This window comes from Corynebacterium sp. MC3 (assembly GCF_900099485.1).
Taxonomy (GTDB): domain Bacteria; phylum Actinomycetota; class Actinomycetes; order Mycobacteriales; family Mycobacteriaceae; genus Corynebacterium; species Corynebacterium pseudogenitalium.
Map to the genome: position 1 here is coordinate 18608 of NZ_LT622812.1, position 24190 is coordinate 42797.

The following is a 24190-nucleotide window of genomic DNA, read 5'->3' on the forward strand; positions in this document are numbered from 1 at the left end:
TTTAGCGCTTGTGGTAGAGCCCCTTCTTCCAGTACTTCGGCTCGGAAGTCACCAGCACGCCGAGGTTGCGGAAAATGCCCTCGTCGACGGAGCCAAGAATGGTGCTGGTGTGCGCGTCGCAGCCACGCAGGTTCTTCAGCTGCTCCAGCGCCGCCGCCGCATCACTGCTTGTCGACGCCGACACCGACAACGCAATGAGCACCTCATCAGTATGCAACCGCGGGTTCACGGACCCGAGGTGGCGCGTCTTCAGCGTCTGGATCGGCTCGATGGAATCCGGCGACAGGAGGTGGACAGAATCGTCGATGCCCGCGAGCACCTTCAGCGCATTGAGCAGCACCGCCGCCGATGGCCCCAGCAGGTCCGTCGTCTTGCCGGTCACGATGGTGCCGTCCGGCAGCTCCAGCGCAGCGCCTGGCGAGCCGGTGGTTTGTGCGACCTCCAGGGCCGGAGCGACCACCACGCGGTCCTGCGGGGTCACCTCCGCCTTGCGCATGATGTTCAGGATCCGGTCGGAGACGGTGTGGTCGGTGTCGTCGCGACGCTCGTCCACGAGCGTCTTGTAGTACCGGCGCACGATCTCCTGCTTCGCCGCGTGGCGGCAGGCGGCGTCATCACTGATGCAGTAGCCAGCCATGTTCACGCCCATGTCCGTCGGTGACTGGTACGGCTCCTCCCCCGTCACCTCACGCAGCAACGCCTTGAGCAACGGGAACACTTCGATATCACGGTTGTAGCTGGTGACGGTCTCCCCGTAGGCGTCCAGGTGGTATTGGTCGATCACGTTGACGTCATCAAGGTCGGCCGTCGCGGCCTCGTAGGCCAGGTTCACCGGGTGCGACAGCGGCAGGTTCCAGATGGGGAACGTCTCAAACTTGGCGTAGCCAGCGTTAATACCGCGACGGTGCTCGTGGTAAATCTGGCTCAGGCACGTGGCCAGCTTGCCGGAGCCCGGGCCCGGTGCCGTCATCACGATCAGGTCGCGGGACGTCTCCACGTACTCGTTGCGGCCGAAGCCCTCCTCGGACACGATGCGCTGCGTATCGTGCGGGTACCCGGCAATCATGTAGTGGCGCGACACTGTCAGGCCCAGACGCTGCAGCCTCTCAATGAACGCCTCCACCAGCGGGTTCTCACCCTCCAGCTGGGTCACCACCACATTCTCGACGAGGAACCCTCGCTCCCGGAACACGTCCACGAGGCGCAGCACGTCCTCCTCGTAAGAAATCCCGAGGTCCGCCCGCATCTTCTGACGCACCACGTCACCCGCGTTAAACGCGATCACGATCTCGACCTCATCCTTGATGCGGTCCAACATCGCAATCTTGTTATCCGGCGTAAACCCCGGCAGCACGCGGGAGGCATGATTGTCGTCGAAGAGCTTGCCACCCATCTCTAGGTAGAGCTTTCCCCCAATTGCTTTTCGTCGGGCCGAAATGTGCTCCGACTGCATCGCAATGTACTTATCCCGATCAAATCCAACGCTATATGGCATGGAACCTGAAGTATACCGGGCCAGCCCGCGCATCTCTATTTGTGCACGTTGGGGCGGGGTTGGTTCCCGTCGACCTCTTACGGTCGACCAACCCTGGTCAGGGCGAAATCAGGTTTTTGGCGTCGAAAAGCCCCAAATTGCCGTGACCTGCATTGGTCGACGCTAAGAGGTCGACCGGAGCGGAAGCGGGTGCGCACTGTACCTTAATCGGTGAGATATAAGGAGTAGCAGAGTCCAATGCCCGAAGGCCACGTCATCCACCGCCTCGCCCGCCACTTGAACGACACGTTTGCGGGGCAGCCCATCGAGATTTCCTCCCCGCAAGGACGTTTCGACGTCTCCCCGCTCGCTGGCGCCACCCTGACGGAGGCCCGCGCGGTGGGCAAGCACCTGTTCCTGGAGTTCTCCACGGCGACGGTGCATGTGCACCTGGGCCTGATTGGTTCCTTCCGTTTCGAACCGGCGGAGGACGTGTGGGGCCAGATCCGGCTGCGGCTGGCCAACGAGGACGTGGCGGCGAACCTGCGCGGCCCGCAGTACTGCCGCTACGTCTCCCCGCCGGAGGAGCAGGCGATCCTGGACCGCAGCGGCGAGGATCCCCTCGATCCGGGCGCGGATCCGGAGGCGTTGTGGAAGCGGGTGCGGGCGTCGAGACGCACGATTGGGTCATTGATGATGGACCAGCAGTACTTCGCGGGCGTGGGCAATATATACCGTGCGGAGCCGCTGTTCCGCGTGGGTATTTCCCCGTTCGTGCCGGGCCGCGCGTTGGACCACGAGGAGTTCCTGCAACTGTGGCAAGACGTGCGCGAGCTGATGGAGTATGGGGTGGAGCACGGCCGGATAGATACTGTGCGCCCCGAGCACACCCCTGAGGCGATGGGCAGGCCGCCCCGGAAGGACGACCACGGCGGGGAGGTGTACGTGTACCGCCGCGCCGGCGAGCCCTGCTTCGTCTGCGGCACACCGATCGAGGTGCGCAAGTACGAGGGCCGCAATTTGTTCTGGTGCCCCTCTTGCCAGGCGGAATAGCGCGTAGAATGGCGGAATGTTTGCTGCACCGTTTGCCTATTCCGCCGCGGAGATTCGGGCCGCGGAAGCTCCCCTCCTTGCCGCTGAGGCGTCTCCAGATGCGTTGATGCAACGCGCCGCGCATGCTGTGGCGCGCGTGGCGCGCGAGATGTCGGGGCCGCGGGAGCGTGTGCTGCTGCTGGTGGGCCCAGGCGGCAACGGTGGGGATGCGCTGTACGCGGGCGCGGAGCTCGCCAGGGAGGGGTGGCAGGTCGAGGCTTGGCTGCCGCTGGGCCGGGCACAGCAGCGGGCGTTGGATGCGTTTGTGGGGGCCGGAGGGGGCGTCGTCAAGGAGCCACAAGACTGCGACCTTCTTATCGACGGCCTCTTCGGCCTCGGCGGGGCCGGCGACCTGCCCGACGCTGTCGCCGACATCGACGCGAACCAGGTGCTGGCCGTGGACGTGCCGAGCGGCGTGGATGCCGACACCGGCAAGGCCGGCCGCAACGCGCTGCAGGCCAACGTGACGGTGACGTTCGGCGGGTGGCGCTACGCGCATGCCCTCTCGACGCGCTGCGGGAATGTGCTGTGCGCGGACATTGGCCTACCACTGCCGGAGAGCCACGTGCGGGCGTACCGCGCGGTGCCCAACACGGGCCTGGACCTCGAGGGCATCAGGCCGATGGGCCCGGTGCCGGTGAGCGTCAAGGAGCCCGGCGCCGATGACGACAAATACACAGGCGGTGTGGTCGGCATCCACGCTGGCAGCGGCACGTATCCGGGCGCGGCGCTGCTGTGCACGGCTGGGGCGGTGACGGCGACACCGGCGATGGTGCGGTTCGCGGGCGCGCAGGCGCTTGAGGTGGTACGGGCGCGGCCGGAGGTCGTGGCCACCCGCGAGTTGGAGCAAGCCGGTCAGGTGCAGGCGTGGGTGTGCGGCCCTGGTATCGGGATCGATGGGGAGGCGGATGCTGCCGTCGATTGGGTGTTGCGGCAGGGTGTGCCGGTGGTGCTCGACGCGGATGCGCTCACCCTTGTGGCCCGCGCGCCGCGTAAGTTGGCGCGGGTTGTGGTGACCCCGCACGACGGTGAATTTTCACGCCTATATACAGGTATGACCAACGATCGCGTCGAGGAGACTGCCGACTGCGCACGGGCGCTCGGCTGCACGGTGGTCCGGAAGGGGCGTGCCACGGTCGTTTCAGACGGCCAGGAATCCATCCTTATCGACGCCGGCTCCTCCTGGGCCGCCACACCCGGCTCCGGCGATGTGCTTGCCGGGATTATTGGGGCTCGTGTGGCGCGCGACGGGATAGACGACGTCCTACTTTTGGCCCAGTCGGTTCAGGTACACGCGGTGGCTGCGTGGCTCGCTTCCCGGACACCGTACGGCCACGCACAGACTTCTGCTAGCGAAATTGCATCCAATGTGCGTAGCGCTACGGCGTGGTGCGCACGTTTTTAGCAAAAGCAGTGTATGTGGGCCTAAATTACACCGCTGTAATTTAATGCCGATGAACTGCATTTTCACCCTCCACACCCCCAGAAAGGGTTAGGTGGGGTATGGTCCCTTTGTTTGGTTTGTGGCTTCCTTAAATGTAGATGTTGAACAATCCCGCAAACACATGTCATGGACCTGCGAGTATGTGAATATTAAGGTTTATTTACGGTTTTTCCTGGATAAATACAGAAACACGCGTCAACGAACGAATACGTTTCCGCAGCTCCCTCGGCTACACTCAGAAATATGTTCAACAATCGGAGACTCCAAGCAATCGCAATCGCGCTCTCGCTCGGCGCGTGCGCCATGGTCGCCCCTTCCGCTGAAGGTGCCACCGTTGGCGAGAATGTCTCCGGCGTATGCTCCATCCGCCTTAACGCCGAAGAGACAAAGCTTTATGAGCAGTCGAAGGGCAAGGCAGCAAGCTTCGACGTCGACAAGGCGTGGAAGCTCGCATTCGAGCAGGCTTTCCCAGCAGCCAAGATGCACGGCGAGAAGCTGTACAACGATCTGAAGTCGGACTTTGCGTACCAGCAGCAGTTCCAGCCAGATCCTCGCCCGAAGCTCGCTGAGCTCGCTAAGCAGGTCGCTGAGGACTCGGAACTGCCAGAGTCTGTCGCACTCGACTACGTCACCCACAAGTGGAGCGACGCAGTCGTGGCAGGCTTCGAGAACCCGGGTCGCCTCCCAGAGATCCTGGAGTACGACAAGTACTTCGAGAACGGCGAGATCCCAGCCTCGAAGCAGTCGTTCCGCGCACCGGAACCAGTCTTCCCGACCATCGGTGACCGCGACGCCCTGATCCAGGAGAAGAAGGACCAGTTCAAGGGCCTCACCGACGAACAGGCAGCTGCTTGGGTTGACCAGTTCGAGAACCAGGAAGGCGTCGCAGAGACCCGCACCATGGCGGAGGTCGAAGCAGCGCTGAACCAGTCGAAGGACAACTGCCGCGACGGCAAGTCCGGCATCGTGCTCTTCCCAACGCAGCACTCCAACCCGGACGCAGTCTCGCAGGGTGCTGAGGGCACTGAGCGCAGCAAGGAGCAGCCAACCACCACGCCTTCCTCTCCGACCACCACGGTTTCCGTTGACGTTCAGGTCAACCCATTGAACGGGAAGACCACCGTGAACCAGGAGCCTTCGAAGACAGTCGATACGAGCGATAACTCGGCTGCCCTCATCGGTGGCATTGTTGGCACCATCGTGATTGCAATCCTGGCGGTCCTCGGCCTGACGGCAGCCAAGATGCTGTAATCTCATCTCCATGGAGTCTCGGAGATTTTTCACTGGCGTTGTAGCCCTCGGGCTCAGCGCCAGTTTGTTGTCTCCGGTCGCGGACGCCGCCGTCATCGGCCCCCAAGATCCCGCGACGAAACTCTGCGCGTTCTACCTCTCCCCCGCCGAATACGCCCGCCTCATGAACGCGGCGCGGCTCCACTTCTCCGCGCCCGAGAAAGAGTACGCGCTGGACTATCAAACATTCCGGCAAGCGTTTCCGGAGCTGGGGAAGGTCGAAGAGGACGTCTATAAGCGGATTAGGGAAGAGGAAGGGCGAGAGTTTCTCGCTCCCAGCAACTTCGCGCGGCCCGACTCGCTGCAGCACACGTACGCGGTTGAGGCCTTCACAGAGGCGGGGCTGCCCGCGAGTGTCGCCGAGTGGTACCTCTTCAAGTACAGTCCGCAGCGCACCACACCGCAGGCGTCGGCGGATGACGTGCTGACCTACCACTACTACGAACTCATGGGGCAATACCAGGTGCTCGGGCCAGGGCAACGCGCCCTGTTCCGGCCGGTCACCCAAGCCACTGAAACCCCAGACATCGCGCGCGAGCTCCAAACCCGCTTCCCCGGGCTCAGCGACGCCGCCGCAACCGCCTGGGCGCAGCAGTACGCAGACACGTTCTTCTACACCAACCTGCGGCGCGTCAAGGAATACGTCAGCCTACGGGAGCGGGCTGAGCAGCTCTGTGCCGCCGGCGGCGACGCCACCCTGGCGCTCCCGATCCCGCCGAACGCGGTGAATACGGTGGTGCCGCCGATCCCGACGCTGACTACCAGCACGGCACCAAAGCCCACGCCCACGACACCGGCCACGCCAACCACCCAAGCACCCGAGCCGACCGCAACGGCCACAACGAAGCCAGCCCCAACCACAACCACGCCCGCGCCCACAACCACGACCCCGCCCGAGACCGAGGAAGAGAAGGAGCTCACCCCGCTCGCGATCGCCGGGATCGTGCTCGGAGTGCTGGGCGCGGTGCTGGCGGGAGGCACCGTAATCATGCAGGCTCTCAACCTGGGGGCGTTCGCCTAACACGCCCGGTGTAGGTTGTCACGTGTGAGTAAACAGTCGTCGCTTCCTATGCTGCCGTTGTCCGCGATGAGCTTCGCGGCGTTCGTCTACGTCACCTACGAGATGTTCGCGGTCGGCCTGATTCGGCCCATGGCGCAGGACCTCGGGGTGACGGAAGGCCAGATCGGCCTCCTCATGAGCGTGTACGCCGGCCTGGTCGCCGTAGTGACCATCCCGCTGATGCACTTCACGCGCAACTGGGACCGCAGGCCCGTCTTCCTGGCCACGCTCGGCTTCCTCGCCGGGGGCGTGATCCTGCAGGGCATCGCGAACAGTTACGCGGTGCTCGTCGCTGCCCGCGTGACCGCGGCGTTTACGCACGGGCTGTTCTGGTCGCTGATCAACCCGATGGCGGCACGGCTGGCGCCGAAGGGGATGACGGGCAAGGCGGTGGCGACGGTGTCGTTCGGGTCGACGATGTCGGCGGTGATCGGTACGCCGTTGACCACCATGCTCGGCGGGTGGATCGGGTGGCGCGGCGCCACCTGGGTGCTGGGTGTCGCGGTGATTTTCTCGGTGGTGGCGTTGGTGGCGTCGCTACCCTCGATGCCGGCGAAGCACCCGGAGTCGGCAGCGGGTGCGAAGCGGACAAAGTCGGCGATCCCGTCGCTGGTCCTCTTCCTGACGTTCAACGTCACCGCCGTGTTCACCACCTTTACCTACCTGGCGCTGCTCATGACGACGACAGCCGGGCCGAAGCTGGTCCCGTTCGGGCTGTCGCTCTTCGGCATCTGCGGGGTGATTGGCGTGTTGACGGCGGGCAACACGGTGGACCGGCGCATGATCCGGGTCAACGGGTTCGTCGCCATGCTGTTGGTGGGGTCGGCAGCACTGGGGCTGCTCGCGCTGGAGACGAAATCGGTGCTGCTCATCATCGCGATGATCATCGTGTTCGGGCTGGCGAACGGGGCGCTGCCGCCGTCGGCAACCACCATCTTCCTGCACGCCGGAAAACGCAACGAAGACCTGGCAAGCTCCATCTACGTGGTGACCTACCAGGTCGGGATCGCGGCCGGATCCGCGCTCGGCGCCGCGGTGGTGGACGCCGGCTTCCTGCCCGGCACGCTGTGCATGACGGCCGGACTGGCGGCCTGCGCGTTCATCACCTTGGCGCTTGGGTCGCGCCCGAAGCTACGCTAGCGCGCGTTCCCGCGACACGTGGCCGTCGCGGACGCGGACAACCTCGTCACTGTCGGAAATCAGGCTGGCGTTGTGGGTGACGAACCCACAGGCAATATTGTGCTCCTCCACCAGGGTGCGCAGCAGCGCCACGATCTCGTGGGAGCGCTCGGAGTCGAGCGCCGCGGTCGGCTCGTCCGCCAGGATCAGCTTCGGCTCCCCCATCAGCGCGCGGGCGATGCCGACGCGCTGGCGCTGCCCGCCGGAGAGCTGCTGCATGCTGCGGTCCCCAAGCCCGTCGAGGCCGACTTCCGCGAGCAGCTCGTTCGCGCGGTCCACGCGGGGCTTCACACCACGAATATGGTCGGTGACCAGCAGCTGATCCCGGACGTTCAGCGCCCCGATCAGGTTGGCCTGCTGGAAAATCATTCCGATCTTCTGCAGGCGGACTTCGTCGGAGACCGGGGTGGCGTCGACAAGAATGGTGCCACTGTCGGGCTTCAGTAGCCCGGCCGCTGCGGAAAGCAGCGTGGACTTGCCGGAGCCGGACTCGCCGATGATGAAGGTGAGGTGGCCAGGGTTGGCGTCGAAACTGATGTTATCCAGCGCCGTGAGTGTGTCCTCGCCGTCTTGGTACGTGACGGTGACGTGTTCCATGTGCAACATTTACGCAATACCTCCCAGTGCGAGCTGCGGCTCAACTTTTGTAATTTGGCGCGTCGCGATGAACGCGCCTACCATCCCAATCGCCCAAATCGCCAGCGGCGGCCCCGCGACCGTGAGCACCGTCAGCGAGAACGGCGCCACCTTCGACGCCGCCAGCCCAATGCCCAGCGCAATCAGGGCACCAACCGCCGCGCCGATGCCCAGCAGCACCGCCGCCTGACCCAGCGCATCCTTGCGCAAGTAGCTATTCGACGCCCCAATCGCCTTCAAAATGGCCAGGTCACGGGTGCGCTGCATGGTCCACACCGTCAAGAAGGCCACGATGACCAGCGCCGCGATGGCGTACAGGAAGCCCAGGATCATGTTGAAGGACGCCTGCTCCGACTTGTACGCGGCCAGGCCGTTGAAGGAGTCCTTCATGCTCATGCCTCGGTCATCGCTAGCGAGCAGCACCGTGCCGTCCGCATCGGTGTGCATGGCGGCCTTCCAGTCCTCCGTGTTCACCCACAGGACCGCGGTGTGGGAGAAGTACAGGTCATCCGTGACGGCGTCGACGGTGATCGGGGTGCCGCCGACGGAGAGCTCGTCGCCAGGAGCGACGTGCAGCTCACGCGACGCGACCGCGCCGTCGCCAAGCACCTCCCCACCCGGAAGCTCAGTGCCCTTCGGCAGACCCAGGATGGAGATGGACTCCTCCTTGCCGTTCTCGCGCAGCAGCAACGTCTGGCCGGTGCCCAGCGGGACCGTGCCCTCCTCCGCCGTCACGCGCGACGTCATATAGGAAGGCTCATCCATGTCCTGGAAGACGACCGACTTTGCATCCAGTGCCTCCAGGGCCTCCGTGTTCTGCTTGCCCAACCCGTTGGTCAACCCGGTCAGCATCACCACGAGCAACGTGATCAGGCCAACCGTGCCAACAATGAGGCCGAAGCGGCCTCGCGCTTTCACAATTTCTCTCAATCCGACGAACATGCCCACATTGTGCGTGTGAGCAGGCATAATCCACATCGGGAGCGGGGTTGAACCTCGAATCAACCGTCCGGTTGATGCGCTCTCAATCGGATGTCGGGTGCAGCGTCTAAGGTGATCTGCGTGAACACCACCAACCGGATCCTCACCTTCCTGCGCGTCAGCCTGCACGTACTCGTTGCCGTGCTGCTGCTCGTCGGCGTTGTCTCCAGCGGGTGGAACCCGCTGGCCATCTGCATGGCGGTCCCCTTCGCGTTGCTCTACCTCGCCGGGACCGTGGCCTACAACGAAGGCAAGCGCTTCCCCCGCGCTGCTATGTACACCTGGCTCGCCGCCGTCCTCGCGCTGTGGGTGGTCATGGCGCTGCACGCCGCCGAGTTCGTCTGGCTGGAGTTCCCGCTGGTCATCCTGGTCTCCGTGGTGCTGCCCACCTGGTCCGGTATCGCGGTGGCGGCGCTGCTGCTGGCATTCACGCTGTCGGTCACAGTGCCGGGCGCGGGAATCGGCGGGGTAGTCGGACCGTTGCTCGGCACCGTGCTGGCGCTACTGATCTACCACTCCTACCGGGCACTCCGCGCCGAAGCCGACCACTACAAGCACCTCGCCTACGAACTCCAGGCCACCCACATGGAACTCGCCGCCGCCGAACACGCCTCCGGCGTCCTCGAGGAACGCGCTGACCGTTGACTTCCACACCAGTGGTATCACGAAGACGAGCCCGCCGAGGACCGCAAACGTGGCCAGGTAGACGGCCACCCAGCTCGGGCGCACGAGCGTGTTGGGGTTGATCGCAGCGCTCGCCAGCATCACGGCGGCGAATCCGCCCAGAGCACACACGAACCACGGCGAGTAGGCACTGTAGATCGTGGTGGAGACGATGACGAGCGCTACGATAATCGTGCGCGGGTCGGGAAGTTTAGACAAGACCGGCCCGTTCAAAGTGCTTACGCGCCACCCTGGTTCCCAACAGACCAGCAAGCCAGCCCACGATGANGGGCCCGAAGGCTACGGCCTGCGCGGGCTGCGGGCGCGCGTCGCGGAGGTCGGCGGCACCCTCAGCGTCGAAGGTAACGTACTAGCAGCAAGCATCCCCCTGGGAAAGGACACCCATGAGTGAGATCAACGTCATGCTTCTCGACGACCACCCCGTCGTCCGCGCCGGCCTCCGCGCAGTACTCGACTCCTTCGGCGACATCACCGTTGTTGGCGAAGGCGCGGACGGGCGCGCCATCGAGCACATGCCCGACAACGTCGACGTCGTGGTCACCGACATCCAAATGCCACACGTGGACGGCATCGAAGTCACCCGACGCCTCGGCGAAGCAGGCGGCCCGCCCGTGCTCATCCTGACCACCTACGACACCGAAGCCGACGTCGTCGCCGCCGTCGAAGCCGGCGCCCTCGGCTACCTGCTCAAAGACGCCCCCGAGGACGAACTCCACGACGCCATCATCGCCGCCGCCCAGCGCAAACGCGTCCTCTCCCAGGAAGTCGCCGGAGTCCTCGCCGAGCGCCTCATGCGCCCCGACGAAGCCTTAAGCGCCCGCGAAATCGAAATCCTGCGCGCCCTGCAGACCGGCGCCTCCAACCGCGCCATCGCCGACCGGCTCTTCATCTCGCAGGCCACGGTGAAAACCCACCTGATCCACATCTATAACAAGCTCGGCGTGGACAACCGGACCGCCGCCGTGGACCGGGCGAGGGAGCGCAAGATTATTTAGGTGTTGGTTGGGCGCTAGATTGCTCGGCAGTGCTTGAGCTTGAATCCTTTTCCTCGTGGAGGCTTTTTCTGCGCTGGGAAGACTTCCGATGCTGGCTTCGGTACATAAGCACTAGCACTCGGCGCAACCGAAATTGCTGCCCCCGTGAAAGCTAAACTTACTATCCCAACTACTCATGAACGGAGCGGCTTTCGAATGACCAGTCTTTCTTCCTTGTCAAATGGTGAGCTGCAAGGCTTTTACGAAGAGCTTTACGTGTATTGCTCTGAAAAGGATTCTTACCACATTGCAGAGCGTTTCCAGAAGGAACTCAAACTCTCCTCCTCCGAAATTGACGCTCTTCCTGATTTCACAGTTAGTGAATGCGATGAAGACGAGTACGAACTTGCTAAAGAATTAGAACCTGGTAGCAATCAGGAGAGCTTTCGTCCATACGTGATTACCCAGCACTTCTTCTTGGAAGTCTTAAACCTAAGTGACCAGGTAATTGACCCTATTAGTGATGCTGTTTTCGAAGCCGTTCAACGAGCGACAGAAGATGTCCCATACTTCAGTTTCATGGGCTTTCTCAAGGACAATCGCTCTGAGGATAAGTAGAACCGGATCGAAATCGATAGCTCTTTTTCTCTAAGTTCGAGCGTTGAGCTGGATGTGCACGCAAAAGACCAGGTCGCTGATTGTTAATGTGGGTATTTGGCGCTAACCGCGGCAGAACGTGCACCAAATTCCCGATTTTCCGGAAAGGTGCCTGGCTATTTCCCCAGGTCGCGATCTCTGCGCAAAGGAATTTGGTGTCACCCTCGCCGACCCGAGTGACAAAAGACGCAACCCACTTTTCACGACCTGGGCTTTTACCGGGTTCAGCCGACAGGATTGCGTCCATTGTCACTCGCTCCCCACTCCATGCACCAAATTCCAGCATTTGAAAAGCGGCCCCAGGATACCTGCACGCCACAGAAGTGCTAGATGTTTTTAGGCCTGGAATGTGGTGCAGCGCTACCCAAAAGCACTCCCAAAAGGGCCAGGCCGGCGCAGGTGAGGATGCCATTGGCCATCGATGCGGTCGGGTTGGACCCGAGCGCCACCAGGGGAGGGACCAGGCCGCCGATGATGAATTGGAAGAAGCCCATCGCGCCGGTGCCGGCGCCGATCCCGATGTCCCGGATCTCCTCCACGGCGAGCGCCGAGGCGTTGGCCATGATGAACCCGGCCATGGCGGACAGCGTGGCGATGAAGGGGAGCATCGTGAGGTTGGGACCGAGCTGGCTGTAAGCGAGCAGGATCAGCCCGGCGAGGATGTCAACAGATAACGCCACGACGAGCAGGGTGCGTGGCTGGTGGGTCTTGACCAGGCGCATGTTGATGGAGTTCGACAGCGGGATGAGCAGGGCGATGCCGCCGAAGATGAGGGAGAAGGTAGTTGGTGTAACGCCGAGTTGTACCTGCAGGACCAGCGGTGATGCCGAGATGTACGAGAACAGGGTGCCGAAGCCGAGGCCGGCGGCGAACATGTAGCCGAGGAAGGCGGGGCGACGCAGGCATTGGCCCATGCGGGGGAAGATGGTGCGGAGGGTGCCGCGGGTGCGCTTGGCGGGCGGGAGGGTTTCGGGGACGAAGCGCCAGGCGATGAGGATTTGGGCGAGGTTGACGGCGGCGATGGTCCAGAAGACGCCTCGCCAGGTGAAGGTGGGGATGATCAGGCCGCCGAGTACGGGGGCGATTGCGGGCATGAAGCCGGAGATCGCCATGAGGCCTGACAGGCCGCGGGCGGCCTCGCGGCCGTGGGCGATGTCGGGGATGACGGCTCGCGTAACGACGACGGCGCAGCCCCCTGCCAGGCCTTGGAGGAATCGGGCGGCGATCAGGAAGGAGATCGTGGGGGCGACGGCGCACGCCACCGACGCCGCGAGCGCCACCGCGGAGGCGACCAGGATGGCGGGTTTGCGGCCCGTCCCGTCAGAGATAGCGCCGAAGACTAGGTTGCCGAGTGCCATCCCGAGCATGAACCCTGAGATGGTCAGTTGGGCGGAGGAGGGGGACGTCGATAATTGGGTGGCGAGCTCGGGCATGCCGGGCAAGTACATGTCGATGCCGAGCGGGCCCGCCGCGGTGAGCAGGGCGAGCGCGAACAGGAGGCCACCGGAAAGTTTCTGCACGCCGGTAGGATAGTCGCATGCGTGCAACTGTAGAAATCTGTTCGATCGACGATGTGCCGGAGTCGCTGCAGGCGCTCACAGACCGCGAGCCCTCAGCGTGGGTGGCGCTGCGCGCGGTGGACACCACGCCGGGCGGGAAGCTGCGCGTCCACGCGGGGCGCCTGGCCGGGCAGGAGGTGCCGGGGCCCAAGGGAAGGCTTGCCGCGGAGCTGCGGGTGGCGCCCGGCGCGCAGGTCACCGTGTGGGTCAACGACGAGTACGAGCACCACGTGCTGGCCCAGTCGGAGGGGCTGCGCCTGGAGGGTGTGGCGCTGAAGCCGGGCCAGGTCGGGCGGATTGCGGCTGGGCACCTGGCCGTCACGGTGCGCAATACGGGGGAGGAAACCGGCCGAGCGCTGCTGTTTGGCCGCGTTGCGTAGTTGGCCAAACGGGCCCGGCGGGCTTAGCGTAGGTGCATGCAATTGCCTAAGTATGGCCCCGCGTGGGCCGGGTCCCTGATGGGGACGTCGATCGCCTCTACACTGTCCGGGTTGCACGGGTTCCGCCTCGGACAGGTTGCGTTTGCACTGGTGGCGGCGGTGTTGCTGGCGGTGTTCACGGTGGGCATCCGTAACGAGCCGCCGCGGCACCAGAACATGGCGGCGTGGGGCATGTACACGATGGGGGCTTTTGGCGTGCGGCTCGGCGTGGACGGCGCTGACCGGCAACGACATCTTCCAGCTGATCAGTTGGTGGATCGGCGCGCCACTATCGATCGTGGTGTGTCTATGGCAACTGTGGGGCTTCTGGAAGGTCTCGGAGCACTACACCACCCCGGCGTTCCCGTGGGGGCTGGCGCCGGTCACGCCGATGGTCGCCGCGACATCGGGCGGGCAGCTCGCCGCAGAGCACGGCATGTTCTACCACCACGCGGGCATCGTGTGCTTCTTCTTCACGTTCATCCCGGCGATCCCACTGTTCGCCTATTGCTACTGGTCGCTGTGGCGGCGTCGCGAACGCCCGCGCGGCGCGGCGGCCGGCACAGCCTGGATTCCGCTCGGGGTTGTCGGCCAGTCGACGGCCGCCTCCACCTTCCTTTTCGACGCCCACCTCTACGGCATCATCATGTTCGCCATCGGCGTACCGTGCGTCCTCTTCGGCATGTACTGCTTCTACCAGGCGGTCTTCACCTGGGCGCCGTACGGCCCGGGCTGGTGGGGCTCCACATTCCCGGTGGGCACCCTGTGCCTGGGCTCCTGGACCGAGGGCTGGCACGCCCTCTCCTTCGGGCTGCTGCTCCTGCTGCTGTTCCACTGGTGCGCGTGCGCACTCCGATTCCGTTCCTGGCAGCGTGAGCGCGTGTGAAAACCAGGACCAGCTATAGCCTGCCGCCAGCGGGCCCGGCGTGGGGCGGCAGCCTCATGGGGACCTCGCTGGTGGCGACGCTGCTGGTCATCAGCGGACTCGACCCTCTGGCGTGGGTCGTGGCCTGTATCGGGGTGGCCATCCTGGTGGCGCTCGTCGTCGGGTTCATCATCTACCGCACGCCCCGCTTCCACCAGGACATGATGGCGCCGTGGGCCATGACGTTCATCGGGATCATGTCGCTCGGCACCGCGTGGACCAACCTCACCGACAACCTCGCCTTCATCCTGGTTGGCTTCTGGGTCGGGGCGCCCGCCTGCCTCGCCGTGTACGCCAACCAGCTCCGCGGCTTCCAAGGGGAACCGAACTTCGCGTGGGGGCTCGCGCTCGTCGGCCCCATCATGGCGGCCAACACGGCCGGGACGACCCACGCCAAAGGCGGCGGCGACATCTACTGGATACTCGGCGTGTGCTGCTTGGTGGCGTCGATAGGCGCAGCGTATCCGCTGTTTGCCAGGGTGTATGTGGCGGCGTGGCGTCGAAAAGTGGACCTGAGCGGGCCGAACGCGGCGACCGCCTGGATCCCCCTCGGCGTCGTCGGGCAGACAGTGTCCGCCGTGGACCTGCTGTTCGGCAAGGATGCCGAGCTTATCGTTGGCACCGTGCTGCTCATCATCGCGATCCCCATGATCGCCTTCGCCATGTGGCACTTCTACCCCGCCGTCGCGCACTGGGTGCGATACTCCCCCGCCTGGTGGGCCTCCACCTTCCCCACCGGCACCATCAGCGTCGGCAGCCACCACCTCGCCGAAGTCTGGAACCTCGAATGGCTCACCATCATCGCCACCGCACTGCCAGCCCTCCTCGTCTTCCACTGGCTCCTCTGCGTCACCCGCTGCACATTCTGGGTAGTTCGCGAGCGCTAAAAGATACAAAACTATAGAGTGAACGACATGAACATCTCTCTATTAATCACCGTAGAAAACTCCCGACCCGAGATTTCACGATGCATTAATGTTGATCACTCGATGTACCTGGGGGAACTCGCACTCATTATCGACGCCACCCTCGGCTTCTCGAGCGCAGCAACACACATGTTTTCGGGGAACATCAACGGCGAACAACGCGTCTACACCGCCCAACCAGCCGCCGGCGAATACGACGAAAACGACCTCACCGTCCAAGACATGCCCGAAACCATGAGTTACATCTACGACGCCGGCGCCAACTGGAACATCAACGTCCAAGTACTCGGGCCATCCACCATCGCAGGCCCGACCCCCGTCCTCATCTCCGCACTCGGCCCCGACGTCATCGAGCACCTCAAAGGCCCCGCCATGATGAGCGAGCTCTATGACGAAGCCGTCCGCCTCGCAGCCGGCCAACCCGCCGACATGCACATCACGCCAACCCTGTTCTCCGCGATGCCCGTCATGTCGCCGGGCCACATGGTGGACAGGCTTACCAAGGCAGACCCGGTCAGTATCTCGAACCGCATGTACTACAGCGTCGAAACCATGGTCGCCCGCAACATGATGAACCCCGAGGCTGCCGCCGAAGAAGACGAAGACGTTCGCGAAGCGCTCCGCGAATACCTGGCCAACCGCGAAGACCTCAAAGACATCATGGCCATCGACCCCAACCCCGAAAGCAACCCCGCCGTCATGACCGCCATCGGCGAATTCCTCGAGGACTACTACGGGCCCAACCCAACCTTCGACTCCCCCGTCTACACCGGCATCACCGAAGCCCTCTACAACCTCATGGACGGACTCCTCCCCGACGACCCCATCTGGCGCAGGCACCTCCACAACTTCTTCGTCGAATCCGGCTTCATGCGCGCCGAGCAAACCGGGCGCTACACCATCACCAACGAGGGCGTCGAGCTGCTCAGCGGCGGCGACAACCCATTCGACTTCGCCGAAAACATCGCCCGCGGATTCTACGCGACCTTCGGCCGCGAAAACTGGAACCAACTCATGTTCAACCTCATCTCCGACTCCCCCCACCTCCCGGACTCAACCATCTATAAAGAAGGCACCGCGATGCTCGAGGCCTTCGGGTTCGGCGAGGACACCGGCGACGGGTTCGCCCTCAACGGGGATGGCTACGACATGCTGAAGTGCATCGCCATCGACTTTTCTTCGTAGTACTTGTGCGGTGCGGGGTACGCGGGGCGGGGTACGCGCACCAAATTCCTTGTTTTCCCTTAGCGCCCCACAACGGCGGTGTTTCTCCAGGTCGGCTGTCCGGAGACGCAAGAAAGTTCCCGGTTTCGCTTTTCTGGCGGGAGGATGCCTGGAGGCATCAGGTCAGATCATCGATGGAAACTTCCCTGTCAAGGTTCATACGCTCACAGAAGTCTTCGTCGTGACTGACGAGAAGAACCGCACCTGCATAACTCTCAAGAGCGGAAACAAGCCAGTTCACGGTTGAGATATCGATGTTGTTGGTGGGCTCGTCGAGAAGCAATAGCTGCGGAGCAGGCGACGAAAGAAGAACACGGGCAAACTCAACGCGGAAACGCTCACCACCCGAAAGCGTTCCAATAGGCGCGTGCACAGTCTCATTCTGAAACAACAGTTGCGCGAGTTGGTCCCTAATATACTGCGGGTCAGCAGAAGCGTTGGCCTCCGAGACCAACTCCAAGACTGTCTGATTAGGGTCAAGAACAATGCGTTGCCGGAGGTACCCCACATTCCTAATCACATACCCCGCGCTACCGTCTGCAACAGAGTTGAGCAGGGTCGTCTTTCCGCTGCCGTTCGGCCCAGTGATCCGGACACGCTCGGGGCCCACAACAGTGAGCCCTGGGATTTCCATAACACGGGTTCCGTTCGGAAGCGCCGTACCGGGAAGCTCAATGAACACATGCTGATCGTCGCGAACCTTGTCTTGCGCGTGACGATACGCAGCGAGAGCCGACTCCACAGACTCGGCATGAGCCGCACCACGCCGAGCAGCAGTTTTCTCAGACCGATCCTTGTCCAGCCCCATCGCCATGCCAGGTTTGCGTTTGTTAACCGCGAACTTCTTTCCGCGACGAGCGTCCCGAGCAATGCGAGTTTGCATTGCCTCACGCTCCCGAACCTGCCTACTGTGAATTGCCTTCTTGTCCCGCACCTCCCGCATCGCTGCGTCCTGTTCGTTGGCCAGAGTTTCGCGGTAGGCAGAGTAGTTGCCGAGGAAAAGACGTAGCTTCCCGTCGTGAAGTTCTGCAATTTCGTCCACGGAATCCAATAAGTCGCGATCATGGCTCACCACAATCGCAGGAACAGTGGATTTGGAAAGAGAACGGATCAGCTGGGCTTTCGCTTCCGCATCGAGGTTGTTCGTGGGCTCGTCCATCACGATGAAATCGGGGTTGTCAGCCATGAGCGCAGCTAGTGCAACACGAACAGCCTCTCCACCGGACATAGTAGACAGTGACCTGTCCAAGTTGAGCTCGAGTCCATGAGCTGACAACACAGCCTGAGTCTCTTCAGCAGCATCCCACCGGTCGCCAATGAGCTCGAACAATTCGGGATTGAACTGGCCACCTTCGACGGCGTTGATTGCCTCGATGATTTCGGTGACCCCAAAAATGTCTGAAACCGTAGTGCCCGGTTGCAGTCCAAGATCCTGAGGTAGGTAAGCGATTTTCGACGGGCGTTCGACCGAACCAGTGCTCGGCTGTAGCTCGCCGAGAATGATCCTGATCAGAGTCGTTTTTCCGGAACCGTTATCGCCGATCAGGCCGGTGAGGTGACTTGAGAATATGGCATTTAAGTCCGAGAAGCACGAGGTTCCGTTAGGCCACTCGAGGGAGACGTTATTCAGGGTAATAGGCATGCTCATTCAACTTTCTGTTTCGTGTTAGGCGGAAACACGGAACATGAGCACGGCCTACTCCTTCCCTCGGGGACAACTCCTCGTCGATACTATCACGGTCCCCGTTGGGGTCAAGGGGTTTGCGCTGCTGTGAGTCGGGGTAGGGCCGGGCTGACAGATTCCGGCGGACTTTGTCAGCGGTCGGCATCGTGCCTGGTCAGAAATTGGTCCTGACAGACTTTGCGAAGTTCCGCGCACGGCCCGGCGCGTTTGCCCAGGGCGCGGATTTTTTAGGCAGGAAAAGGTGCGCAGGCCTGACGGCGAGTGACAAAAGACGCACACTAATTTGGTGCAGATATTCATATTTGCAGGTCAGAAAAGGGCTACCTTTTGCTAGCTGCGTGATTTGTCACTGCATCGGGCCGAGTGACACCAAATTCCTTGTTTTCGCCCACGGCCCGGCGCGTTTGCCTAGGTCGCGGATTCCTCGGGTAGGAAAAAGGTGCGCACACCTACTGCGCAAGGACCAGGCACAGACCCAACCCACCCAGACCGACTAGCGCACACGCAGTGGCGAAGACGGAAACCGTGTTTGGTTGGGAGCGCTCCTGGGCGAGGTTGTGCGCTTCGGTGCGGTAGAGGCGTCGATATCTGGAGATGAGCACCACTGCCAGGGTGAGCAGGAGCCCGATGGCACCGAAGACGGGTACGGGGTAGGCGTAGGACCAGCGCAGGAGCACCATCGAGCAGACGAGCATGGCCAGGGCGGTGCGGGTCCAGCTCAGGGCGGTGCGCTCGGGCTGGAGGCCGGGGTCGGCAACTGGGATGGTCACGAGAGGAGCCCCACTAACACCTGTCTCTGATACACAACTCTACCGCGCACCCCGCTTCCACCAGGACATGATGGCGCCAAGGGCCATGACGTTCATCGGGATCATATCGCTCGGCACCGGGTAGACCAACCTCACCGACAACCTCGCCGTCATCCTAGTTGGCTTCTGGGTCGGAGCGCCCGGACCCAGCGGATGGCGGCGCCGGCGGCGATGGCCATGCCGATCACGATCACGGTGGCGGCGGCGAAGGTTTGAGTCTCTGGGGTGATGCCGGTGACGTCGAAGGCGCCGAGGGCGATGCCGCCTGCCAGGAATGCCAGCGCGGTGCGGGTCCAGGCGAGGAAGGTGCGCTCGTTGGCGAGGGTGAAGCGGGCGTCGGGCTCGTTGCCGTCGGGGAAGATGGTGCGGGTGAAGCTGGGCATGTGGGCAAGTGTAGCGCCCAGGGTGCCGCCGGCGGTGTTGATGATGAGGTCGTCGATATCTGAGTAGCCGGCGGCGAGCACGTACTGGGCTACTTCAATGCTTAGTGACGCCACCATCGACACCAGGGCGGCCTTCCAGACCTTGCCGAGCCGGAGGCGTGCCAGGTAGCCGACTGGGAGGAAGAGGACGATGTTGCCGATGAGGTTGAGCCACGGCCCCCACCAGACTCGGTAGTAGATGAAGGAGCCGAAGGGGATAAGGCGCAGGTGGCGGACCTCGTGGGAGATTGTGTCCCACACCCCGGGCAGGCCAACGTACGCCTTGCCGATGGTAAAAAAGAGCACGGCCGCGGCGGTCAGTGCCACGGCCGTGTAGTAGGTGCTGCGCTTAGGCAACGGCTACCTCGTGCGGGACGGGGCCTCCGGAAACCTGGCGGTAGGCGTATACCATCGCCAGGAGTGCTGGGGCGGCCAGCAGCGTGCCCAGCACCAGAGAGACAAAAGCGGCCACGCCGGAGGCGGCGCCACTGCCGGAGACGGTGGCCATCAGGATCCCGCAGACGATCATCAGGCCGAGCAGACCACCGTAGTTGCGCTTCGCTGTGGTGAAGCCGGCCTTGAAGGCGTCGCCGAAAGTGCCGTTGTTGTCGGCTGCGTAGAACGACTGGAAGATGAAGAACGGCGAGATAAGCAACATGATCAGCACCGCGATGCCGATCCCAACGAATAGGGTCACGAACGCGGATGGGTCGATAGCGCTGAGATCACCGCTCGAGGCGGTCAGGAGCGCCTCCGGGTCCGCGCCGGCGAAACCAGCGACGAACCCGATCACCATGAGCAGGGCGAAGATCAGAGTCGTGATGATGCCGACGACCACCGACATACCCAGCGTCTTGCCGTAGGCAGCCGACTTGATGTCCTTCAGGACGAACTGCTTCGGGCCGACCAGGGTCTGCTGCAGCGCGGCGGCCAGGAACAGCGGCGTGACGAAGAATAGGGCCAGCATGCCCAGGGCGCTGACCGTGTCGCTCTGGAAGACGGCCCCGATGTTGTTCAGCAGCGCGTACACAAACGCGAGCACCAGCCAGGTGCCCGGGTTTCCGTAGGCGGTTTTGAAGCCGTACTTCAGCGCGGCGCCGACGGACAGCTTCCCGGTGCCCAGCTGGTGGGCGACGCCGTTGACGGCCGGGTTGCTGATCGGGTGCGGGGTCACGCCGTCGCCGTACTGGGAAGGCGTGATGCCGACGAAGCCGTCGTCGTTAGCAAGCATGGCTGCTGCGGGGCTCGTCGGGACGGCGAGCTGGGCGCCGTGGTAGCGCAACGCGCTCTCCCCGGACGCCTGCGCGGCCGAGTTGACGTCAAACGCACCGAAATCGGCCTGCTCCTCAGAGAACTGCTCCCCGTAGGGCTGTCCCGAGGACTGGCCGTATGGCGACGCGCCGTATTCCGGGTAGGACGGGATGCCGCCCGGGTTCTGCGGATCGTTGTTAGGTGTATTTGGTTCAGTCATGGTGCCCAACAGTACACACAAACGCTCCGCAGCACCTACACGTTTCCTGAACGTTTACTTAACGACCAGGTTCACCATACGGCCCGGCACCACAATCACCTTGACCACGTTCTTGCCGTCAGTCAGCTCCTTGACGCGCGTATCCGCCAGCGCAACCGCCTCGGTGTCCTCCTTCGATACGTCCGTCGGGACGTTGATCCTGGCCTTCACCTTGCCGTTGATCTGGACGGGTAGTTCGATGGTGGCGTCGACAAGGAATGATTCCTCGAAGGTCGGGAACGGCTCGAACGTGATGGTGTCGGCGTGGCCGAGCTTTGCCCAGAGTTCCTCGGCGATGTGCGGGGCGAGCGGCGCGACCATCTGCACCAGCGGAGTGACCGCCGCGCGCGGGGCGCCCGACGGGTACGTCTTGGTCAGGTAGTTCGTGAACTCAATCAGCTTTGCGACGACCGTGTTGTCCCGCAGGTGCTCGTAATCGTCGCGGACACCGGCGATGGTGCGGTGCAGCTGCTTGTTGTCATCCTCGGTGAGCGCGGCGTCGGTGACGGTGACCTCGCCGGACTCCTCGTCCACAACCAGGCGCCACAGGCGCTGCAGGAAACGGTGCGCGCCGACGACGTCCTTCGTCGCCCACGGGCGCGACGTGTCCAGCGGGCCCATCGACATCTCGTAAACACGCAGGGTATCCGCACCGTAATCGCGGCAGATGTCATCCGGCGCGACGGCGTTCTTCAGGGACTTGCCCATCTTGCCGTACTCGCGGTTGACCTCCTCGCCGTCGCGGTAGAACTTGCCGTCCTTCTCCTCCACCTCGGCGGCCGGGACGTACACGCCACGCGAATCCGTGTAGGCGTACGCCTGGATATAACCCTGGTTGAACAGGCGGCGGTACGGCTCCTTCGAGGACACAAAGCCCAGGTCATAGAGCACCTTGTGCCAGAAACGGGCGTAGAGCAGGTGCAGCACCGCGTGCTCCACACCGCCGACGTAGAGGTCCACGCCGCCCGGATCGTTCTCGCTGCGGGGGCCGGTCCAGTAGCGCTCGTTCTCGATGTCGCAGAACGCGTCCTGGTTCGTCGGGTCGATGTAGCGCAGCTGGTACCAGGAGGAACCCGCCCACTGCGGCATCACGTTCGTGTCGCGCCAGTACTTCTTCGTGCCCTCACCCAGGTCGAGCTCGACCTCGACCCAGTCGGTGGCCTTCGCCAGCGGCGGCGCCGGCTCAGAATCCGCGTCCTCCGGATCGAAGGACACCGGGTTGTAGTCCTCTACCTGCGGCAACTCGACCGGCAGCATGTCCTCCGGCAGGCCGTGCGCCTGGCCGTTCTCGTCGTACACGATCGGGAACGGCTCGCCCCAGTAGCGCTGGCGGGCAAAGAGCCAGTCGCGAAGCTTGTACTGGATCTTCTCCTCACCAGCACCGTTGGCGACCAGCCACTCGACCGCCTTCGCGATGCCCTCGTCCTTACCCAGGCCGTTGAGGTCCAGGCCCTGCTCGTTCGCCGAGTTAATGTGCGGCGCGTCGCCAGTAAAGGCGGCTTCCGTGACGTCGCCGTCGAGCACCGGCACAATCGGCAGGCCAAAGACGGTCGCGAACTCATAGTCGCGCTCATCATGCGCCGGCACCGCCATAATCGCGCCCGTACCATAACCGGTCAGCACATAATCCGCGATAAAAATCGGGACCTGCTCGCCGCTCACCGGGTTCGTCGCAAACGAACCCAAGAACACGCCAGTCTTCTCCTTATTCTCCTGGCGCTCCAAGTCACTCTTGGCAGCAATCGCCGCCCTATACTTCTCGACGGCCACCTTCGGCGACTCCGCCCCATTCGTCCAACGCTCATCCGTGTCGGCCGGGAAGGCATCGGCCGTGAGGGCGTCGACAAGCGGGTGCTCAGGCGCGAGCACCATGTAGGTCGCGCCGAACAGGGTGTCCGGGCGCGTCGTGAAGACCTCGAGCGGGCCTGCCTCCGACGCGAACGCCACCTGCGCACCACGCGAACGACCAATCCAATTACGCTGCATCGCCTTGACCTTCTCTGGCCAATCCAACAAGTCAAGGTCATCGAGCAGACGATCCGAGTAGTCAGTAATACGCATCATCCACTGACGCAGCCGCTTCCGGAACACCGGGAAGTTCCCGCGCTCCGAACGGCCCTCCGCCGTGACCTCCTCATTCGCCAGCACCGTGCCCAGGCCAGGGCACCAGTTCACCATCGAATCGGACAGGTAGACCAAGCGGAACTCATCAATCGCCTTGTGCTTCTCCGCATGCGTCAAATCGCGGAAGCTACGGCCATCCTTGGTCAGGCGGGCGCCCGTGAGCAGGTCACGGACCAGCTCCTCAATCGGACGCGCCTTCTGCAGCTCCTCATCAAACCAGGCGTTATAAATCTGCAGGAAAATCCACTGCGTCCACTTATAAAACTCCGGGTCGGTCGTCGCCACCGAACGACGCGGATCATGCCCCAACCCCAACTGACCCAGCTGACGCTTCATATTCTGGGTATTCGCCTCAGTCGTCGTCCGCGGATGCGTACCCGTCTGAATCGCGTACTGCTCCGCCGGCAAACCAAACGCGTCATAGCCCAACGTATGCAGCACGTTCTTGCCCAACATGCGGTTGTAGCGGGCAAACACGTCCGTCGCGATGTAGCCAAGCGGGTGCCCCACATGCAGCCCCGCCCCCGACGGGTACGGGAACATGTCCTGCACATTCAGCTTGTCCTCGGGCAGTGGGTCACCGGTAGCGAGGTCGCCGACCGGGTTCGGCGCGTTAAACGTGCCGTTGTCCTTCCAGAACGTCTGCCACTTCTGCTCAATCTGATTTGCCAGGCCAGCGCCGTAACGGTGCGCTGGGGTTTCGCTCGCGTTAGTCATGGATACACAGTGTAGTGGGTGCAGTGGGGCGGGGTGGGATGTGGCTGGGTGGGTTTGTTGGCCGGGTGGGGTGTGGTGGGTTGGGTTTGTTGGCTGGGTGGGATGTGTCGTCTAAACGTTGCTAGAGAATTCGTGAACAGAATTGCATGCGGCTTGGCTGGTGGGGTGTTGGGGGCTGGGCTGTTCCGGTCGACCTCTTAGCGTCGACCAATGCAGGTCAGCACAAGATGGGGGAATTGGCGTCGAAAAGCCTCAAAATGCCGTGACCTGCGTTGGTCGACCGGAAGAGGTCGACGGGAACCTCGACGGGTTGCGGGCCCTGCGCTTTAGAGAGACGCTCAGCTGGCAGACCCTTCTGCCGCCATCGGGTTAGGAATAGCTTGCATTGAGCGTTTCCAGG

Annotated in this window: 20 protein-coding genes and 1 pseudogene; 12 read left to right on the forward strand and 9 right to left on the reverse strand. The window is 63.1% G+C overall.

The annotated features are described in order from the left end of the window. Window position 1: 1 nt before the first annotated feature. A complete protein-coding gene (locus tag BQ4436_RS02115; protein WP_070975356.1) occupies window positions 2-1495 on the reverse strand; it encodes a DUF1846 domain-containing protein in 1494 nt (497 codons plus the stop codon). Window positions 1496-1732: 237 nt separating this feature from the next. Between BQ4436_RS02115 and BQ4436_RS02120 the strand changes: the two genes are divergently transcribed. From BQ4436_RS02120 to BQ4436_RS02140, 5 genes are all read left to right on the forward strand, one after another. Continuing rightward, window positions 1733-2527, forward strand: a complete 795-nt coding sequence (locus BQ4436_RS02120; protein WP_070975357.1) for an Fpg/Nei family DNA glycosylase — start codon at window positions 1733-1735, stop codon at window positions 2525-2527. 16 nt (window positions 2528-2543) lie between these two features. Further along, window positions 2544-3971 (forward strand): bifunctional ADP-dependent NAD(P)H-hydrate dehydratase/NAD(P)H-hydrate epimerase, encoded by a 1428-nt coding sequence (locus BQ4436_RS02125; protein ID WP_070975358.1) that lies wholly within the window; start codon window positions 2544-2546, stop codon window positions 3969-3971. A gap of 282 nt (window positions 3972-4253) precedes the next feature. Then, window positions 4254-5261: a hypothetical protein gene (locus BQ4436_RS02130; protein ID WP_070975359.1), complete on the forward strand. Its 1008-nt coding sequence runs from the start codon at window positions 4254-4256 to the stop codon at window positions 5259-5261. Between the two features lie 10 nt (window positions 5262-5271). Next, a complete protein-coding gene (locus BQ4436_RS02135; RefSeq protein ID WP_143000767.1) occupies window positions 5272-6321 on the forward strand; it encodes a hypothetical protein in 1050 nt (349 codons plus the stop codon). A 66-nt stretch (window positions 6322-6387) separates the two neighbouring features. Further along, a complete protein-coding gene (locus tag BQ4436_RS02140) occupies window positions 6388-7500 on the forward strand; it encodes an MFS transporter (RefSeq protein WP_083329415.1) in 1113 nt (370 codons plus the stop codon). Here the strand turns inward: BQ4436_RS02140 and BQ4436_RS12135 are convergent. Continuing rightward, complete coding sequence (locus BQ4436_RS12135) at window positions 7492-8145, reverse strand: ABC transporter ATP-binding protein (RefSeq protein ID WP_070975362.1); 654 nt, start codon at window positions 8143-8145, stop codon at window positions 7492-7494. The two genes, BQ4436_RS02140 and BQ4436_RS12135, sit on opposite strands and share 9 nt — an antisense overlap. After that, entirely contained in the window at window positions 8146-9117 is a 972-nt protein-coding gene (locus tag BQ4436_RS12140) for an ABC transporter permease (RefSeq protein WP_070975363.1), read from the reverse strand. A gap of 120 nt (window positions 9118-9237) precedes the next feature. Here BQ4436_RS12140 and BQ4436_RS02155 point away from each other — a divergent pair, with 120 nt between their 5' ends. The 3 genes from BQ4436_RS02155 (at window position 9238) to BQ4436_RS02170 (ending at window position 11432) form a co-directional block, all read left to right on the forward strand. Beyond that, a complete protein-coding gene (locus tag BQ4436_RS02155; protein WP_143000768.1) occupies window positions 9238-9801 on the forward strand; it encodes a hypothetical protein in 564 nt (187 codons plus the stop codon). Window positions 9802-10223: 422 nt separating this feature from the next. Then, on the forward strand, window positions 10224-10835 hold the full coding sequence (locus BQ4436_RS02165; RefSeq protein ID WP_218117849.1) for a response regulator: 612 nt from the start codon (window positions 10224-10226) through the stop codon (window positions 10833-10835). 195 nt (window positions 10836-11030) lie between these two features. Continuing rightward, complete coding sequence (locus BQ4436_RS02170) at window positions 11031-11432, forward strand: hypothetical protein (protein ID WP_070975366.1); 402 nt, start codon at window positions 11031-11033, stop codon at window positions 11430-11432. A gap of 365 nt (window positions 11433-11797) precedes the next feature. Here BQ4436_RS02170 and BQ4436_RS02175 read toward each other — a convergent pair whose 3' ends face one another. Further along, a complete protein-coding gene (locus BQ4436_RS02175; RefSeq protein ID WP_070975367.1) occupies window positions 11798-12991 on the reverse strand; it encodes a multidrug effflux MFS transporter in 1194 nt (397 codons plus the stop codon). Between the two features lie 17 nt (window positions 12992-13008). Between BQ4436_RS02175 and BQ4436_RS02180 the strand changes: the two genes are divergently transcribed. The 4 genes from BQ4436_RS02180 (at window position 13009) to BQ4436_RS02195 (ending at window position 16485) form a co-directional block, all read left to right on the forward strand. Next, entirely contained in the window at window positions 13009-13410 is a 402-nt protein-coding gene (locus tag BQ4436_RS02180) for a hypothetical protein (protein WP_070478569.1), read from the forward strand. Between the two features lie 250 nt (window positions 13411-13660). Then, on the forward strand, window positions 13661-14335 hold the full coding sequence (locus BQ4436_RS02185) for an SLAC1 family transporter (RefSeq protein WP_246814932.1): 675 nt from the start codon (window positions 13661-13663) through the stop codon (window positions 14333-14335). Then, window positions 14332-15261, forward strand: coding sequence for an SLAC1 family transporter (locus BQ4436_RS02190; RefSeq protein ID WP_246814931.1), 930 nt, complete (start codon window positions 14332-14334; stop codon window positions 15259-15261). The genes BQ4436_RS02185 and BQ4436_RS02190 overlap by 4 nt, the downstream gene beginning before the upstream one ends. Before the next feature lie 27 nt (window positions 15262-15288). Beyond that, on the forward strand, window positions 15289-16485 hold the full coding sequence (locus tag BQ4436_RS02195) for a plasmid pRiA4b ORF-3 family protein (RefSeq protein ID WP_143000769.1): 1197 nt from the start codon (window positions 15289-15291) through the stop codon (window positions 16483-16485). A 157-nt stretch (window positions 16486-16642) separates the two neighbouring features. Here the strand turns inward: BQ4436_RS02195 and BQ4436_RS02200 are convergent, their stop codons facing one another. The 5 genes and pseudogenes from BQ4436_RS02200 to leuS form a co-directional block, all read right to left on the reverse strand. Then, on the reverse strand, window positions 16643-18166 hold the full coding sequence (locus BQ4436_RS02200; RefSeq protein WP_070975511.1) for an ABC-F family ATP-binding cassette domain-containing protein: 1524 nt from the start codon (window positions 18164-18166) through the stop codon (window positions 16643-16645). Window positions 18167-18657: 491 nt separating this feature from the next. Beyond that, the gene (locus BQ4436_RS02205; protein ID WP_070975369.1) at window positions 18658-18978 is read right to left on the reverse strand and encodes a DUF202 domain-containing protein; all 321 of its coding nucleotides are present in this window, start codon (window positions 18976-18978) and stop codon (window positions 18658-18660) included. A 155-nt stretch (window positions 18979-19133) separates the two neighbouring features. After that, window positions 19134-19766, reverse strand: a pseudogene (locus BQ4436_RS12595) (VanZ family protein); the annotation flags it as partial. A 22-nt stretch (window positions 19767-19788) separates the two neighbouring features. After that, window positions 19789-20910 (reverse strand): hypothetical protein, encoded by a 1122-nt coding sequence (locus tag BQ4436_RS02215; RefSeq protein ID WP_143000770.1) that lies wholly within the window; start codon window positions 20908-20910, stop codon window positions 19789-19791. Between the two features lie 54 nt (window positions 20911-20964). Further along, window positions 20965-23790: a leucine--tRNA ligase gene (gene leuS, locus BQ4436_RS02220; protein WP_070975371.1), complete on the reverse strand. Its 2826-nt coding sequence runs from the start codon at window positions 23788-23790 to the stop codon at window positions 20965-20967. Window positions 23791-24190: the final 400 nt, after the last annotated feature.